The following is a 17252-nucleotide window of genomic DNA, read 5'->3' on the forward strand; positions in this document are numbered from 1 at the left end:
CGGCATGGACTGTGACGTACTCATTGTTGGCGGCGGAATCGCCGGGCTGTCCCTGGCCTGGCGGCTGGCCCCTTCCCGGGCCGTGGTGCTGGTGGAAGCGGAGGAGTCGCTCGGGTACCACAGCTCGTCCCGTTCGGCCCGGCAGATGCAGCCCAGCTACGGGCCGGCACCCATCCAGGAATTGACGCGGCGCAGCATTGCCATGGTGGGGCGCATCTCGGAGCGGCTGCCGGCGCCGATCCTCATGCCGAGGCCGCTGCTCACGCTCGGCACGGCGGAGCAGGTGGCCCAACTCGTGGCGCAGGACCCGGCGCTGGCGGCGCTGACCCATGCCGAGACCATGGACCGCAGCCCGGACCTGCGCCCCGAAACCTTCGAGGCCGCCACCGTGGACGGCACCGCGATGGAGGTAGACGTGCCGGCGCTGCTGGAGTTTTACCGCAGCCAGGCGATGGGTGCCGGAGCCATCCTGCTGACGGGTTCCCGTGTCTCCGGCGTCGAATCATCCGCCGGGCGCTTCCAGGTGTCCGCCGGCGCGCACACCATCACCGCCACCATTGCGGTGGACGCGGCCGGCGCCTGGGCGGATGCCGTGGCCGCCCGGTTTGGTGCCCGACCCCGGGGACTGCAACCGCACCGGCGCAGCGTGGCCATCGTCTCGACGGAACACCCGGTGGCCCCCCTCGGACCCATGGTGCAGCCGGCCGACGGCTCGTATTACTACCGGCCCGACGGCGGCAACCTCCTCATTTCGCCGTGCGAATCGGTGCCGGCAGAGCCCGGCGACGCGCAGGTGGCGGAGCACGACATCACCGAACTCATCGGGCGCATTGGCGGGGTCACCACGGCGGGGATCACCGGCGTCGTACAGGCCTGGACGGGCCTGCGCACCCAGCCGGCAGACGGCCTGCCCGTGGTTGGGTTCGACGCCGTCGTGCCCAACTTCTTCTGGCTGGCCGGGCAGGGCGGTTACGGCATCCAGACCTCGGCGGCACTTGCCACGCTGGCGGCCGCGCTGGTCACGGGCACCTTGCCGGACGACGACGGCTGCCTGGCCGGGGCACTCAGCCCCCAGCGCGCCGGTCTCGGGTAGCCGGGCGCCGTCCGGACAATTTACGTGCGTGCGGCTGGGTGGGATAATGGCCGTGTTCCCTTCGGACTTGTCGATGCGGTCCCTTTTGGGGACGATGCTCACTCGAAAGGAGTCGGCAATGGTTGAAGGACCCGGCCAAAAGGACCGGTATCATCAGGATCCCGTCTCGGAACGCCATCGCAACGATGCCCCCACCGGACACAAGCACGATATAGGCGGCGAACGCGGCGTCGGGCGCGAATTCGGCGACGGCGGTGTTGAAGTCGCACACGGTGTCACCTCCATATTGAAGGACCTGGGCCACGCCGGCGCCGACATCGGCCTGGCTGTCGCCCACGGCGTCACCGGCAGCCTCAGCGATGCGGGCCACGCCGTGGAAAACGTAGGGCGCGCCTTCGAAACCGAAGAGACCCTTGCCCGCCACGACGCCCACCACAACGAACGCGTGGACCGGAAGTACGGCGAGAAGATCGCCCGCGACGAGTACCGCGACGAACGCACCGCCGAGCGCGCGCAGCACCACGTCGAGCACAAGGAGGCCGGCCGTGCACGCCACGTGGAGCACCTCAAGGACAAGGGCAAGGAGCCATACAAGATTGAAAACGCGCAAAAGGAAGCCGAACACGACAACGCGCACCTCGAGGCCAAGGAAGCGCACAAGGTAGGCAAGGAGCACCTGAAGGAATCGCGCAAGGAAGCCAAGGCGCGGGTCAACAGGTTGCGGAAGCAGCGGTAACTGACGACCACCCCCGACACCTGACGCCCGATCCGCCGGTCGCGGTTGGCTTTGCGCGGACTCGGGCGTCGGGCTTTGCCCGGCCGGCTTGGCCGGGCTGATATTGGCTGGGTGGCTTGCTGGCTTGCTGACTTGCTGGCTTGGCGCGGCTGGCTAGCTGGCGGCGCCGGAGGCCAGCACGCCGACGCCGAGGGCGGCGATGATCCCGCTGCTGGCACGTTCCAGGGTGCTGTTGACCTTGGGCCGGCGCAGCCACGTCATGGCCTTGTAGGCAAGCACCGCCACCACGGCCAGGTACGCAAAGGCGATGACCGCCTCCACGGCACCCAGGACCATGGCAGTGGCCAGGGTGTTGCCACCGCGCGGGATGAACTGCGGCACCACGGCCAAGTAGAACAGGCCCACCTTGGGGTTGAGCAGCGTGGACAGTGCGCCGGCGCCAAAACCGGCCAGGCGGCTGTACGGCAGCGGCGCCTGCGCGCCTTCCTTTATTCCGGCACGGGCGGCCCTGCGGGCTTTCAGGAACGACGACACCCCGAGGTAGACAAGGTAGATGCCGCCGGCGATCTTGACCCACCGGAACACTTCGGCGGACTGCTCGAGGACGGCCGCAAGGCCCACGCCCACCAGGCCCGCCCACACGATGGCGGCCGACGCCGAACCGGCTGCTGCGGCCACTCCGGCGCTTGCGCGGTTCAAGGCGATGCGCAGCACCAGAAAGGTGTCCGGGCCCGGGGTCAGCGACAGCAGGAGGCACAGGCCGGCGAACGCCAGCAGGGAAAGCAGGGTCATGGAGTCAATTGTCCGGCACAGGGAGGGCTGCGGGCAACGGACGTCCGGCGTGCCGTCCTTTATGCGCCGGACCGGGCGTGGGTTTGGCGCGAGCCGGAAGTTGCCGTCCTTTATGCGCCGGACCGGGCGTGGGTTTGGCGCCAGTGGACAAGCTGCGCCAAACCCGGCCCGGGTCCGGCGCATGGTGTAAGCGGTGCCAGGAACCCGAGGCGGGCAATGCAGCGGGCAAAATTAGCAGAACGCGAAATCAGCAGTCAGCTGGAGGCGCCGGAGGCCATGACGCCCACGCCCAGCACCGCCAGGATGCCGCTGCTGGTGCGCTCAATAACGGTGTTGACCTTGGGCCTGCGCAGCCACTGCACCACCTTGAAGGCAACGACGGCAATCGCGGCCAGGTAGAGGAAGCCGATGGCGGCCAGTGTCAGGCCCAGGACCATGGCCATGCCCAGCGTGTTGCCGCCGTGGGGGATGAACTGGGGCACCACCGCCAGGTAGAACAGGCCCACCTTGGGGTTGAGCAGTGTTGAGAGCAGCCCCGATCCGTAGGCTGCACGGCAGCTGTAGCGCAGCGGCGGCCGGCCCTCAACGGCCACGCCTTCCCGGGCAGCCCTGCGCGCCTTCAGGAACGAGGAGACGCCCAAATACAGCAGGTACAGCCCGCCGGCGATCTTGAGCCACCGGAACACCTCGGCCGACTGCTCCACAATGGCCGCCAGGCCCAAACCGACCAGCGCGGCCCAGAGCAGCGCGCCGGTGGCGGAACCTGCCGCCGCGGCGATGCCGGCCCGGGCGCGGGACATGGCGATCCGCAGCACCAGGAACGTATCCGGGCCCGGGATGAGGGCAAGCATGAGGCACAGCCCGGCAAAGCCGAGGAGGGAAATCACTGTCATGCCTCAATTGTCCGGCATGCCGGCTGCCGAACTTGCGCGCCGGCCCCGGCAGCAGGCACTTGCCGTCTGGCATCCCAGACGCAACCGCAGCCGGTCCGCGAAAGGCGGCAGGACGGCGTCGTACGCTGGGGGAATGAGCGAACTGATCACCAACATCGGCGAATTGATGACGCAGGACCACGAACAGGGGACGCGGCACAATGCGGCGGTGGTGCTGGAGGGGGAGCGGATCGCCTGGATTGGCGACGCCGTCCACGCGCCTGCCGCGGACACCGCCACCGACGCGCAGGGCCGGGCCGTGCTGCCGGGCTGGGTCGATTCACACTCGCACCTGGTCTTCGCGGGTGACCGGACGGCCGAGTTTGAGGCGCGCATGGCCGGGGAGGGCTACAGCGCCGGCGGCATTGCCGTCTCCGTGGACGCCACCCGCGCCACGGCGGACTACGACCTCACCCGCCTGGCGCTGGGCCGGGTGGCCGAGGCCGTCTCGCAGGGCACCACCTACCTGGAGACAAAGACCGGCTACGGGCTGGACGTGGAGCACGAGGCCCGCAGCGCCCGGATCGCCGCCAGCATTGCCGACGAGGCGACCTACCTCGGTGCCCACCTAGTGCCGGCCGGCGCCGACGCGGACGAGTACACGGACCTGGTCTGCGGGGAGATGCTGCGCGCCGTGCGGCCGTTCGTGACGTGGGCCGACGTCTTTTGCGAGACGGGCGCGTTCACGCCGGAGCAGTCGCGCCGGGTGCTCGCGGCCTGCCGCGACGCCGGGCTGGGGCTGCGCGTGCACGGCAACCAGCTGGGCCCGGGTGCCGGCGCCGCGCTCGCCGTGGAATTCGGCGCCGCCAGCGTGGACCACGTGAACTTCCTGACGGACGACGACGTCGACCTCCTTTCGCAGTCGTGGTCCGGCTGGGCGGGTGGCGCGGGGGAGCGGGGCACCGTGGCCACCGTGCTGCCGGCGTGCGACCTGTCCACGCGGCAGCCACTGGCCCCGGCCCGGCGGCTGCTGGACGCCGGCGTGCAGCTGGCCATCGCCTCCAACTGCAACCCCGGCACCTCCTACACGTCCTCGGTGGCGTTTTGCGTGACCACCGCCGTGTTGCAGATGGGCCTTTCCGTGCACGAGGCCGTGCGCGCCGCCACCTGGGGCGGAGCCCTGGCACTCCACCGGGAAACCGGCATCGACGGGGACGGCCGCCGCGCGGTGGGGTCCATCGCCGTCGGGCACCGGGCGGACCTGCACATGCTCAAGGCGCCGTCGGCCACACACCTGGCCTACCGCCCCGGCATACCGCTAACGCACGCGGTATGGCGCGCCGGCGCCCGGGCAGTCTAGCGCGGAAAGCCCCGGCCGCATCAAAAAGTGACCCGCACTAGATGCCGAAAATCCCACGAATCCGTGGGATTTCCGACATCTACTGCGGGTAAGTTGTGTAGCCGGGCTACGGCGTGCAGGCCGTATCAGCCGGGCGCGCGGCCGGGTCGAAACCCGCGGCCGCGGTCCCGCCGCTGCCAAACACCCGCATCTCGGCGGCCGACGCGAACTGCAGCCCATTGAGGGCGCTGTTGGCCTGGAACTTCACGAACCGGGCCTTGACGGCCGGGAACGTGATGTTCTGCATGCCCGCCGCGTCCACCAGGTCACCGGTGGCGACTTGCGTCCAGGTGGTGCCGTCCTCCGAGGTGAAGATGGTGTAGCCCTTCACCTTGCCGTTCTGGCCGCCGGACTGGCGGTCCTGGTAGCCGAAGCCGCTGACGGTGTATTCACCGTGGAGGTCCAGCTGCACCCAGTGCGGGTAGTCCGTGATGGTCGGATCCCATTCCGTGTGCCAGATGGTGCTGGCATCGCCGTCCAGGACGTTGGCGACGGGTCCCGCGCCGGGCCCTGTGGTCATGTTCTCGGAGTCCGCGCTCGCCGTCATGGACGATGGCGGCACCATGGCCTTGCTGCCGACCGCGAGGTTCGAATCAGAGTCCACCGTCTTGGTGGCGCAGTCGTTGAAATACGTCGCGGCCGGGTGGATCACCGCGCTGGTCCCGGCGGCGCCCGCCGGGGCCGTGATGATCCACGTCGTCTTGGCCGTGGCGCCCGGCTTGACGGTGCCCGCCAGGTTGCCGTCCTTGACTGCCACCTGTGCGGTCCAGCCGGCGGGCAGGATGCCCAGCGACATGGCCACATTGGTGGCGTCCGTGGCCTCGTTGTTGGTGAACGTGGTCACGTAACTGTTGGTGGTGCCCGGGTTCAGGTCCGCGTTGGCCGGACCGGCCACGGCGGCGCAGGACGCCCCGACGCTGACAGCGCCAAGGTCAGTGACGGTGAAGTCATCGAGCACAAAGTCGGCACCTTTGGCAGCCCCGGTCTTCCGGAGGCCCACCCAGTCGTCCCCGCAGCCGGCCGTGAAGGTCCGTGAGTATGTTGCCGTGTCCAGGGCCGGGGCCATGGCCTCGTCCTTGAGGTCCTTCGACGTCACGGTGCCACCGGCTGTTCCTCCCGAAAGAGTGTCCGCACCGGTCACCCACTGCCATTGGCCGGCCACGTTCGTCTGGTACTTGAAGGACACCTTGTAGGAGTGGCCGGCCGTGAACGGCACCGTGGCGGGCACCGTCCGGTACACCAGGCCGGTGTTCTCCTCATGCGCCTTCAGCGAATGGTTCCCGTCCAGCACGTCGTCCACTGCCTGGCCGTTGAGGGAGCCTGCGTTGTACGGGCTGGCCGTGTTCTTCCACGCCTTTTGCGAGTAAGGGGCGTGGAGGTCGCTGATACTGGTGCGCGGATCGGTGGATCCGCCGGCGTCGCCCTTCACGAACGGACCCCAGCCGGGCTGGTTTCCTTCGAAGTTGGCGCTGGCGACGAGCTTTCCGGGGCTGCCCGCGGGCACGGCCACCGGCGTCGTGGTGTCCTCCATGATCCGCACGTCGTCCAGTGTCACCGCTGCGGCACCGGCCACTGCGCTGATGGACACATCCACTTTTTGGTTGACGGGGGCGGTGAACTGCACCGATGCCCGCTGTGAGTAGGTGCCCTGCTTGGCGTCGGACGCCATCTGGTTCTTGTCCGGGGTGATGTCGAAGGTGTTGGCCGCGTTGAGGCCCGTGCCTGTGACGCCGAGGGTGACGGCCCGGCGGCTGCCCGCGGCAATCTCCACATTGGCGCTGAGCGTGTACGACTTGCCCTTCTCCAGCTTCTTCACGCTTTGGCCGATGGACGACGCCGAGGTCCCCAGGACCGCTACGTTGTCACCGATGGAGGTACGTGCGACGGCGGCGCCGCCGGTGGGGTTCCAGGCGTCGAGGTTGCCGGCGTTGAAGCCGGGGTCCACGAGCATGGAGCCGTCGCCATAGTTGGCGCTCTTGTTTACGGGCTGGTCGCCATTGGGTGCCAGCACGTAGGCCACTGCCTTGTCGCCGGTCAGGGTGACGGTGCCGTTGTTGTTGATGACGTCGGAGACCTTGGTGCGCCCTTGGTCCGTGAGCTTGTACAGCGTGAAGTTGCGCTTGTTGGCGAACTGGCTGGTCAGCGTAAACGTGGTGGTGCCGCCGGTTGCCGAGTAGAAGTACATCTTGTCGGCGTCGGTGGGGGAGGTGGTCTTGGAGTTGTTTGCCGCGTCCTGCCAGGGCAGCAGGTACGTGCCGCCGTTCAGGACCACGGCGTTGCCCATCGTGATCCGGCGCTGGCCATTGACCATCTGGACGGCCACCCCGCCCGTCAGCGTTGCCGACTTGCCAAAGTCCCAGTTGGTCACGTCAAAGTGCTGGAGGAACTTGGTGGGCAGGTTGTTGACCCAGATGTTGTTGTAGAACGCGTTGAAGTCGTCCTGGCCAGTCCAGCCCTCAAACTCCTTCAGCTGGGTGCCTCCCAGCAGCGGGTCCGTGTTCCAGACGTCGCGCTGGGAGTTGGAGATGAAGCGGACAATGTTGGAGTTGATGCCCTTGTTCGTGGCGCCACCATAGTTCTTGTCATTGGCCCAGTGCGACCAGATCGAGTTGCCCTCGAACTTGTACGCCCACTCGGAGGCCACCTCGAAGCCCATCTTGTGCAGCTGGGTGGCGAGCTGGTCGGCCAGCCATCCACTGGAGTAGTAGGCGTCGATGTAGATCGTTTTGATGCCGGGGGCTTCCTTGCGGAGTTCGGCGAATCGGTCCAGGATGGCGCCGGTGCCCAAGTCCTTGCGCTGGTCAATGTGGTACGACTGGTTCAGCCAGTCCCAGCCGTTGACCTGGCCGGAGATCATGCCGTCGCTGAAGCTCTTGGCCTGCGGGTACGCCTCGGTGACGTTGACGTGGACGGCAAGGTCGGCATTGAACGCCGCTCCCTTCGATGCCAGGGTATTCAGGTCCGCCAGGCCGCCGGCCCGGGTGTTGTAGTCTCCGCCGTAGTCCGGATGGCCGGAGTCGTGGCCTTCATTGGCGTAGCCCTTTTCCAGGACCCACTGGCCCAGGTCGTCCGTGGACTGGGAGATCCGCTTGACGTTGTCGAGCGTCTTCAGGAACGGGTTGGTGGCTTGCGAGGCGAAGTTGAACGGGATGTGCTGGACCACACGCTCGGGCACGCGGTCGGCGCCCAGGGGCGCCGTCATGGCGGTCCGGTACGCCGTGGCGCCGTCTTCCCAGGTGACCTTGCCGTCGCCATTGGCGTCGGCGGAGAGGACCACGGTGGTTTTGGGCAGGGTGTAGAACTGCACGCGGGGATCAGTGGCCCCGGCGGCTGCGTAGGTGTAGTTGCCCACGGACAGTTCTGCGCGCTTGGCGCCGTTGCCGGCGTCGACAATCCGCGACTGCAGCCGGGTGTTCCAGTTGTTGTTGTTGTCCTGGGCCGAGTCGTCCGTGGCGTTGGTCATGAGTCCGGCGGAGAGCTGGGAGTTGCTGACAAAGCCGTAGGGGGTTCCGACGTCGGCCGGGTCCACCTTGCTGCCGCCCGTGACGGACAGGAACTGGTCCGCCGTGGTGGTGGAATCGGTGGAGATCTTGGTCCGGGCCAGCTGGGCAGCCGGATCGCTGGAGTCAACGGACACCAGGGACTGGTTGGGGATGGCCAGCTGGTCAAGGGTTGCGGCGGCGCTGCCGGAAATCTTCGTGACGGCGAACTCCACCGTGTTTTTGGCGGTGGCCGTCAGCGAGGATTCGATGGTGAGGTTCGGGAAGTCCGCGAACGTGGACGAGTAGGTGGCTGTTGCGCCACTGGCCGACATGGTGGTGGTGGCCGCGTGGTTCTTGCCGTTCAGCGTGAATTCCGAGAGTTTGTCCGCCTGGCCGGCCAGCGACTTGCCGTCCAGCGAATAGGAGATGACTTGCGGGAATTCCTTGCCTACCTTTACTTCCAGGCCGGCGCCGTTGCTGATCGTTACCGGGGTTGCCGGATCCGCCGGGGGCGCGGGCGGGACGGGCACCGGGGTGGTGTCGCCGGTGGCGCGCACGCGCAGTTCCGAGGCGGAGACGTTGTTGCTGCCGTTGATGGTGCTGTCGGCCTCAAACTTCACGTAGCGGGCCTTGACCGGGCTGTCGAAGAGGATGGTCTGCACCTGGGTGTTCGACGTCGGCTGGGCCAGGCTGCCCGATGCCACGGGTGCGCCCCAGTCGCCGGCCGGATCCGTGGCCACGGAGCGGTTGTCGGTGGCGAAGACCTTGTAGTCCTTCACGGGGCCGTTGGCCTGGTTCTTGACGGAGTAGTCCAGCCCGGTCAGGGTGAAGGATCCGCCCACGTCCCAGGAGATCCAGTGGGGGAGGGGGTCGGCCACGCCGACGCCGTCGACCACCTTGTAGGCGACAGTCCACTGCGAGGCATAATCGTTGTCGAAGGCGCCGGCCGCCGTGCCGTCCAGGGCGGGCGGGGCCGGGTAGGCGGGCGACTGGGAGTCGGCCCCGATGAGCGTGTACTGCGACGGGGTGACGGGCGTGCCGGTCGGGTCCGGGGCGGCCTGGGCGGCGGACCCCATGCCGACGCTCAGGGTGGCTGCCAGCGTCAGCGCGGCCGCGGCGGCCGTGGCGCGGTGCAATCTCGGGCGCAGTTGTGGCGGAGGTGCCGCCAGGGTGCAAGGTTGGGGGGATTTCACGAATTCAAGTCCTTTGCGGGAAGGGAAATGCGTCAAGTGTGCCGGGGAATGCCCGGCGTACGGGCCGGCGACTGGCGGGACCAGGTGTGGCGGGATCGCCGGCGCCCGAACCGTTGTTATGGATAACAAGAGAAGTGTTCCACGCGAGTGACCTGGATTACAAGGGCCGGTTCCACGAGGTCCGCCGGGTGACCCCAGGGATCGGTCGGGTCCCCCGCGAAGGGTCGGCATGATTGATTGGCGTTAAGTTGATTATTTTCACCTGCTTTAAATCATTAACAATCATTGCGTGCTAGGCTTGGTCTATAGAATGAAACCGCCGGCGCGGCCCCGCTGCTGCCGGACCCCCACCTCAAGGAGTATGCACACAATGAGCGAGACCGCCGTTACGGACCTGGGCCCCTTCATGGAAGCAGAGCTGACCAGCCAGCCTGTGGTGTGGGCCCGGGCCATCGCCCAGGCCCGGGAGGAAAGCCTGCTGCCGGCCGATGGCCAGCGCGTGGCCGTGATTGGCTGCGGCACCTCCTGGTTCATGGCCCAGAGCTATGCCGCCGCACGGGAATCCGCCGGCAGGGGCGTCACCGACGCCTTCGCTGCGTCGGAGGCGTTCCTCGGCGCGGACCGCGGCTACGACGCCGTCATCGCCATCACCCGCTCCGGCACCACCACCGAGGTGCTCGAAGTCCTGATCGGGCTCAAGGGCACCGTGCGCACCGTTGCCGTGGTGGGCGATACCTCCTCGCCGATCATGGGGCTGGCGGATGCCGTCGTCGAACTTCCCTACGCGGACGAGAAGTCCGTGGTGCAGACCCGCTTCGCCACGACGGCCCTGGCCTACCTGCTCACCAGCGTGGGCGTGGACCTGTCGGCCGCCGTCGAGGACGCCAAGGCGGCAGTCACGGCGCCCGTGGGGCCGGAGCTCATCGACGCCGAACAGTTCACCTTCCTGGGCACCGGCTGGACCGTGGGCCTGGCGCACGAGGCCGGCCTGAAAATGCGCGAGGCCGTCCAGGGCTGGACCGAGTCGTACCCCGCCAAGGAATACCGCCACGGCCCCATCTCCATCGCCGCGCCCAACCGCGTGACCTGGATGTTCGGCCGGCAGCCCGAGGGCCTGGATGCGGACATGGACAAGACCGGCGCACGCTACATCAACAATGACGTGCACCCGCTCGCCGAACTGGCCCGCGTCCACCGTGTCACCCTGGAGCGCGCCCGTGCCCGCGGCATGAACCCGGACCTGCCGCGCAACCTGACCCGCTCCGTCATTCTGGACGAGACCGCCTAGGGCCGTCCGGCCGCCACGAAAGCAAGCAACCTGATGAGCATCCCCTCCGCAGGCCCGGCAGCGGCCCGCCTCACCGCAGTCCCGGTCGGGGCCAGCCCCGTGGCGGGCCAGGCCGTGCTGGCCTTTGACGTGGGCGGGACGGACATGAAAGTGGGGCTGGTGCGCGGCGAGCTGACCGCCGCCTCCCACGCCGTGACGGACCTGCAGCGCCACCCCACGCCGCTGGACGGCGAACGCCCGGGGGAAACGGTCTGCGCCCGCATCGCGGAACTTGCGCACGACTACCAGACGCGGCACCGGGACACGGTGATCGCGGCCGTGGGCGTGACGGTGCCCGGAATTGTGGACGAGGCCAACGGGATCGGCGTCTATTCGGCCAACCTGGGCTGGCGCGGTTTCCCCTTCACCCGGACCCTCACCGGGGCGCTGGGCCTGCCGGTGGCATTCGGCCATGACGTCTCCATGGCAGGGGAGGCCGAATTCAGGATCGGCGCGGCCGTTGGCGAGTCCGACGTCCTGGTGCTGGTGATCGGCACCGGAATTGCCGGCGCTGTGCTGTGCGACGGGCGCCGCGTGACGGGTGGCGGCTATGCCGGCGAAATCGGCCATGCCATGGTCCCGTCGCCCGACGGCGGCCTCGCCATCCTGGAGTCGCTTGGCTCCGCCGGGGCCATTGCCCGGCGCTACGCCCAGTCCGGCGGCCGCCCCGTGGACGGCGCGCGCGACGTCCTGGCCCGTGCCGGGGCCGGCGACGCCACCGCCCGGCAGGTGTGGGACGACGCCGTCAACGCTCTCGCGTTCAGCGTGGCCCAGTGCGTGTCCATCCTGGGCACCGAAACGGTGGTGCTGGGTGGCGGGCTGTCCATGGCCGGCCCGGCCCTGTTCGAACCGCTGGCGGCCCGCATCGACGCGCTGCTTTCCTTCCACCGCCGCCCCCGCCTTGTCCACGCAGTCCTGGGCGAAAACGCCGGACTCATCGGTTCCGCCCTCAAGGCCCGGAGCCTGGCCGCCGGGGTGTCCCGGTGAGCGCGGGCAAGCTGGTCCTGACCGTCACGCCCAACCCCGCGGTGGACGTCACCTACATGGTCGACGGCGTGGATCCGGGCTCCTCCCACCGCGTCCCCACGCCGCTGTACCGGGCCGGCGGCAAGGGCCTGAACGTCTCCCGCGTGGCCCTCCAGCAGGGCTTTCCCACCCTGGCGGTCACGACGGCGGGCGGGGCGTCCGGCGCGCAGCTCGCCGACGACCTCGCGGGATCGGGCATACCGTACCGACTGGTGCCCGTGGCCTCCGCGACCCGGCGCACCATTGCGCTCGTGGACACGGTGTCCGGGCTGACCAGCATCTTCAACGAAGCCGGCCCCGCGCTCAGCCGTGCCGAATGGCAGGCTCTGACTGCCGCCGTCGTCGACGGGTTGGACGGCGGCCAAGTGCACGGCGGCCAGACAGACGGTGGCTGGGCCGACGATGCGCCGCGCCCCGGCGTGCTGGTGGGCTCCGGCTCGCTGCCGGAGAACGCCCCGGCCGACTTCTACCCCGGGCTGGTGGCACTGGCCCACAACGCCGGCGTCCCGGCGATCATCGACACCTCCGGCGCCGGGATCCTGTCCGCGGCCAAGGCCGGGGCGGACCTGCTCAAGCCCAACCATCACGAGCTCATGGACGCCATGGGCGAGACGGACCTTGTTGCCGCGGCCGGCAAGCTCATGGGCCTGGGCGCGCGGCGCGTCCTGGTCAGCGTGGGGGAGGAGGGCATGCTCGCCTTCGAGACCGGGCGCCCCGGCCACCTCCAGGCGAAGCTGCCCGCACCGCTGGCCGGCAACCCGACGGGCGCCGGGGACGCAGCGGTGGCCGCGACGGCCGTCGCACTTGCCAGCGGGACCACGGACCTGCGGGAGATCCTGCGCCTTGCCGCGTCCTGGGGCGCAGCCGCGGTGCTCATGCCGGGGGCAGGGGAAATTTCCCCGCGCCACGCCGAGCTCGCCGCACAACTCATCATCACCGACCACCTGGAGGAACCGTGCCCTTGACCGCCACCCGCACCATCATGGACCGTGCGGCGCAGGAAGGCACCGGCCAGGGCGCCTTCAACGTCATCCACCTGGAGACGCTCGAAGGCCTCATCGCAGGCGCCGAGGCGGCCCGGCGCCCCGTCATCCTGCAGATTTCCGAGAACTGCGCGAAGTTCCACGGCGGGCTGGAGCCCGTGGCGGCCGCCTCACTGGCCGCGGCCCGCAAGGCGTCCGTGCCCGTGGCCGTCCACCTTGACCACGCCGAGGACGAGGCCCTCGCTTGCGAGGCCGTCGACCTGGGCTTCGGCTCCGTCATGTACGACGGCGCGCACCTCGAGTACGCGAAGAATGTCGAAGTGACCGCCCGCGTGGCGGCCTACGCCCACGGGCGGGGCGTCTATGTGGAGGCGGAACTTGGCAAGGTGGGCGGCAAGGACGGTGCGCACGCGCCGGGCGTGCTGACCGACCCCGCTGAGGCCGCCGCGTTTGTGGCCGCCACCGGCGTCGACGCCCTGGCCGTCGCCGTGGGCTCCTCCCACGCGATGACCGAGCGCTCGGCCGCCTTGAACCTGGACCGGATCACCGCCCTCAAGGCCGCCCTGGACGTGCCGCTGGTGCTGCACGGCTCCTCCGGCGTTTCGGATGGGACCATTGTGGCCGCCATCGCGGCCGGCATGACCAAGATCAACGTCTCCACGCACCTCAACGGCTTTTTCACCCGGGCCGTGCGCAGCTACCTCGATGCCAACCCGGCCGTGGTGGATTCGCGCAAGTACCTGGGAGCCGGGCGCGCCGCACTGGTTCCGGAGGTAGCACGGCTGCTAGCGTTGTTTGCAGGCGCAGGGGCTGCGCCCAACCGGGGGCTGCCCTGATGGCGGACCCTTCTTCCCTCGGGAGCATCCAATGAACCGCACTGAACGGCTGGCAGCCATTCTCGACATCCTGGCGGCCGACGGGCAGGTGGAGGTTGAGGGGATTGTGGAGAAGCTCGGCGTCTCCCCGGCCACGGCCCGGCGCGACCTGGACTCCCTGGCCAACGAGCGCCTGCTGACCCGCACGCGCGGCGGGGCCACCTCCGGCTCCGTCTCCTACGACCTGCCCGGCCGGTACAACCGCGACGACCACGCGGCGCAAAAGCACCAGATTGCCCTGGCCGCCAGTGCGCTGATCCCCAAGGGCGCCGTCATTGGCCTGTGCGGGGGGACCACCAGCACCGCGTTGGCGCAGGTCCTGTCCACGCGCGAAGACCTCATGGAGCCCTCGAACCGGCCCTCCCTGACAATTGTCACCAACGCCATCAACATCGCGGCCCAGCTGGCCATCCGGCCCAACCTGAAAATCATGGTCACCGGCGGCATCGTCAACGCCCGCTCCTACGAGCTGGTGGGCCCGTATGCCGATTCCATCCTCCAAAAGGTGGCCCTGGACCTGGCCTTCATCGGCGTCAACGGCATTGACCCCGTCACGGGCCCCACCATCAACGACGAGGGCGAGGCGTCCGTGAACTCGCGCATGGCCCGCCGGGCCTCGGAGGCGTACATGCTGGCCGACTCCTCCAAGATCGGCAAACGCGCCTTCGCCACCATGGACGACCACCGCCTCCACAAGCTCATCACCGATTCCGGCATCACCGCGGAGCAGCTGGCAGCCTTCAAGGAAGCCGGCACGGACGTCATCGTCGCCCCCGAAGCGTAGCGCGCCCGCCCTCGACATTCGCCGCCTTTGGGAACCGGCCTCGGGAACCGGCCGCTAAAACCTCAGCGGAGCGTCCATGACCGTGGTGCCCGGGTGCGCCGGCGTCCACTGGTCAAAGGGCACGTCGAGACTATAGCGGCCGTTGCTTTCGACCAGCGTGCGCACGTCGGCGTTGCCCGGGTTGTTCAGCGACTCAAAATACTCCACGGACCAGTGGAACCAGCGCATGCAAAACAGGCGCATGGTCAGTCCGTGGGTCACCAGCAGGGTGTTGGGCGCAAAGTCCGGCTCCGACCAGCGCCGGTGCAGCGTCTCCAGGAACGACGACACCCGGTCATAGACGTCGGAGCCGGATTCGCCCTCCCGGAAGCGGTAGAAGAAATGCCCGTAGGCGTTGCGGAGCTCCTTTTGGTCAGCGATCTCGGCCGGATTTTGAAAGTTGGCCCAGTCCTGTTCGCGCAGCCGCGGCTCCTCCATGGTGCGGTCCACCAGCTCGCCCAGTTCCAGCGCCTCCAGCGTCTGGTAGGCACGGAGGTAGGGCGAGACATAGACGGCGACCTTCTGCCCGTCCAATTGCCGGCGGATCCGCTCCCCGGCCTTCCGTGCCTGCTCCACGCCCACCTCGGTCAACGGAATCCGATAGTCCGGGATCCGGTTGTAAATGCTTTGGTCCTGGTTGGCCGCGGACTGGCCGTGGCGGACCATGATGATCTGGCGTGGGGCACTCATGTCAAAGAGCCTAGGCCAGCCTGCGCCGCAAAGTAGGCATGTCCGGCATGATTTAGTACATGAGTGACATGGTTCCCCGTAACAATGGCCCGTTCGACGGCGGCCCGTACGACGGCGGCCCGCCCGCCTTGGGCGGCGGGGCCACGGCGGTGCAGTGGAACTGGGGCACCAGGTCGCGGCGGCGGCTGGTGTTCGAGGTCCTGCTGGTGCTGGGGCTCTCGCTGGGGCAATCAGGCGTGTACGCCGTCGTACAGTTGCTGGACAAGATGTCCCGGGCACCCCTTGCGCAGGGGACGTCCACGCTGAACGCGGTACGCAGCAACCGGGAGTTCTTCGACCTGACGTACCAGCTGCTGGACATCTTCTTTGCCGTGGTGCCCGTCTTCCTGGTCCTTTACCTGATGGCCGAACCCGGAAAGTCCGTGTTCCGCCGGATCGGCCTGGATTTCCGGCGCCCCGTCCGCGACGGGCTCGGGGCGCTCGGGCTCCTGGTTGTCATTGGCGTGCCGTCGCTGGGCCTGTACGCGGCCGGGCGGGCGCTGGGCATCACCACGGAAATCATCCCGAGCGCCCTGCACCAGTACTGGTGGACCATTCCGGTGCTGGTGCTCTCCGCCATCCACAACGGCCTGCTGGAGGAAGTGGTCATGGTGGGCTGGCTGCTGGACCGGTTGGGGCGGATGGGGATGTCGTCCATCGCCGCCATCCTGCTCAGCTCGCTGATCCGCGGCAGCTACCACCTGTACCAGGGGTTCGGGCCGTTCTTCGGCAACTTTGTCATGGGCCTGCTCTTTTGCTGGCTCTACAAGAGGTACGGGCGTGTGATGCCGCTGGTCGTGGCGCATTCACTCGTGGACATTGCCGCCTTCACCATGGGCCCCGCCCTCGGCTTCGGGTAGCTGCGGAGGGACGGCTTCCGGGCGGCCCGTCATGCGCCCGAAAGCGGCGCGGAGTCCGCATTGGACCCCGTTGACCGAACTGGCGGTTTCGATGGTGCAGCAAAAGCGGCCTGGGCGGGTGCCAGCCCGCTTTTGCTGCACCGCCGAATTTCCGATCAGCCACCAACCCGCTTTTGCTGCACCGCCGGTTTCGATGGTGCAGCAAAAGCGGCCTGGTTCCCGGGCAAGGAAGCGGCACCCGACCCTGCAGGGACGGGTGCCGCTTGATTTGCACTGAAAGCTAGATGGTGACCTGGCCCTTGGCCGTCTCGAACGTCACGGACATGATGCCGGGCGTGCCGCGCGGGGCGATCCACTCCACCGTCACATCCTCCAGCGGCTTCTCCACCGGCTCGCCGAGCCATTCGGTCAGGCGCTCGGCACTGCCGGCGATGGTCAGCGAGGCCAGCCGGACGGTGGATGGGCGGGCCAGGGACGGGTGAAGGGCGGGATCGCCCTCCCACTTGAGCATGTAGGGCACCTGGGGGTCGGCGATGAGGCCCTTGATGCCGATCTGCTGCCAGACCAGCTCGCGGCCGTCGGGGAACTTGCGGTTGCCGGGGACGGCGCTGCGGCCCAGGCGTTCCTCGAACGGGGAGAGGTCGTCCACGGCCACGCACCAGCCCATCCAGCCGCCGCCGGCCTGCGAACGGGCGCGGACGGCCTGGCCAAAGGGCGCCTTGTCCGAAGCGGGGTGGTCCAGGACCTCAACCACTTCGAGGTAATGGTGGTCGGTGAGCGGAATGATCATATTGCGGGTGCCGAAGCGGGGGTGCACCCCGCCGCGCACTGCTTCGACCCCCAGTGCGGTCGCGATCCGCTCCGTGGTGGCAGCCAATCCATCTGATTCACAGGCGTAAGAAACGTGGTCCATTCGCATGCGTTCATCTTGGCACTTTGTGATCGGCCTCTCGACTTAGCGTTACCTAACTCACATGGGATGTCTGACGGCCGGGGCGGGCGAAGGGGCCCAAACGTGGGGCAGAATTGAACCGTGACCGATACTTCAGCACCAGCCTCCCC

The 17252-nt window shown here is 68.4% G+C and carries 14 protein-coding genes; 9 read left to right on the top strand and 5 right to left on the bottom strand.

What is annotated here, in order from left to right; translation table 11 throughout:
• Nucleotides 1-4: 4 nt before the first annotated feature.
• Nucleotides 5-1093, top strand: a complete 1089-nt coding sequence (locus G6035_RS02990) for an FAD-binding oxidoreductase (RefSeq protein WP_176615590.1) — start codon at nt 5-7, stop codon at nt 1091-1093.
• 118 nt (nt 1094-1211) lie between these two features.
• Nucleotides 1212-1829: a hypothetical protein gene (locus G6035_RS02995; protein ID WP_176615591.1), complete on the top strand. Its 618-nt coding sequence runs from the start codon at nt 1212-1214 to the stop codon at nt 1827-1829.
• Between the two features lie 153 nt (nt 1830-1982).
• On the opposite strand, the gene G6035_RS03000 is transcribed toward G6035_RS02995, so the two are convergent.
• Together G6035_RS03000 and G6035_RS03005 are read right to left on the bottom strand one after the other, a co-directional pair.
• Nucleotides 1983-2621, bottom strand: a complete 639-nt coding sequence (locus G6035_RS03000) for a LysE family translocator (protein WP_176615592.1) — start codon at nt 2619-2621, stop codon at nt 1983-1985.
• Between the two features lie 254 nt (nt 2622-2875).
• Nucleotides 2876-3514 carry a LysE family translocator gene (locus tag G6035_RS03005; RefSeq protein WP_176615593.1) on the bottom strand — a complete coding sequence of 213 codons (639 nt, stop codon included), beginning with the start codon at nt 3512-3514 and terminating at the stop codon, nt 2876-2878.
• A gap of 133 nt (nt 3515-3647) precedes the next feature.
• Here G6035_RS03005 and hutI point away from each other — a divergent pair, with 133 nt between their 5' ends.
• A complete protein-coding gene (gene hutI, locus G6035_RS03010) occupies nt 3648-4853 on the top strand; it encodes an imidazolonepropionase (RefSeq protein WP_176615594.1) in 1206 nt (401 codons plus the stop codon).
• A 106-nt stretch (nt 4854-4959) separates the two neighbouring features.
• Here hutI and G6035_RS03015 read toward each other — a convergent pair whose 3' ends face one another.
• The gene (locus G6035_RS03015) at nt 4960-9567 is read right to left on the bottom strand and encodes an endo-alpha-N-acetylgalactosaminidase family protein (RefSeq protein WP_218062911.1); all 4608 of its coding nucleotides are present in this window, start codon (nt 9565-9567) and stop codon (nt 4960-4962) included.
• Between the two features lie 370 nt (nt 9568-9937).
• Between G6035_RS03015 and G6035_RS03025 the strand changes: the two genes are divergently transcribed.
• The 5 genes from G6035_RS03025 to G6035_RS03045 are packed head-to-tail and all read left to right on the top strand — an operon-like array spanning nt 9938 to nt 14562.
• A complete protein-coding gene (locus tag G6035_RS03025) occupies nt 9938-10855 on the top strand; it encodes an SIS domain-containing protein (protein WP_176615595.1) in 918 nt (305 codons plus the stop codon).
• Nucleotides 10856-10888: 33 nt separating this feature from the next.
• Nucleotides 10889-11881 (top strand): ROK family protein, encoded by a 993-nt coding sequence (locus G6035_RS03030; RefSeq protein ID WP_176615596.1) that lies wholly within the window; start codon nt 10889-10891, stop codon nt 11879-11881.
• Nucleotides 11882-11937: 56 nt separating this feature from the next.
• Complete coding sequence (locus G6035_RS03035) at nt 11938-12885, top strand: 1-phosphofructokinase family hexose kinase (protein ID WP_176615685.1); 948 nt, start codon at nt 11938-11940, stop codon at nt 12883-12885.
• Nucleotides 12876-13739, top strand: coding sequence for a class II fructose-bisphosphate aldolase (locus tag G6035_RS03040; RefSeq protein ID WP_176615597.1), 864 nt, complete (start codon nt 12876-12878; stop codon nt 13737-13739). Before G6035_RS03035 ends, G6035_RS03040 begins: the two co-directional genes overlap by 10 nt.
• A gap of 31 nt (nt 13740-13770) precedes the next feature.
• Nucleotides 13771-14562 carry a DeoR/GlpR family DNA-binding transcription regulator gene (locus G6035_RS03045; protein ID WP_176615598.1) on the top strand — a complete coding sequence of 264 codons (792 nt, stop codon included), beginning with the start codon at nt 13771-13773 and terminating at the stop codon, nt 14560-14562.
• A 54-nt stretch (nt 14563-14616) separates the two neighbouring features.
• Here G6035_RS03045 and G6035_RS03050 read toward each other — a convergent pair whose 3' ends face one another.
• Nucleotides 14617-15291: a histidine phosphatase family protein gene (locus G6035_RS03050; RefSeq protein ID WP_176615599.1), complete on the bottom strand. Its 675-nt coding sequence runs from the start codon at nt 15289-15291 to the stop codon at nt 14617-14619.
• 59 nt (nt 15292-15350) lie between these two features.
• Between G6035_RS03050 and G6035_RS03055 the strand changes: the two genes are divergently transcribed.
• A complete protein-coding gene (locus G6035_RS03055; protein WP_256127697.1) occupies nt 15351-16190 on the top strand; it encodes a CPBP family intramembrane glutamic endopeptidase in 840 nt (279 codons plus the stop codon).
• A gap of 280 nt (nt 16191-16470) precedes the next feature.
• Here the strand turns inward: G6035_RS03055 and G6035_RS03060 are convergent, their stop codons facing one another.
• Nucleotides 16471-17109 (bottom strand): VOC family protein, encoded by a 639-nt coding sequence (locus G6035_RS03060; RefSeq protein ID WP_176615600.1) that lies wholly within the window; start codon nt 17107-17109, stop codon nt 16471-16473.
• Between the last annotated feature and the right edge of the window lie 143 nt (nt 17110-17252).

This window comes from Arthrobacter sp. SDTb3-6 (genome assembly GCF_013376095.1).
Lineage (GTDB): Bacteria > Actinomycetota > Actinomycetes > Actinomycetales > Micrococcaceae > Specibacter.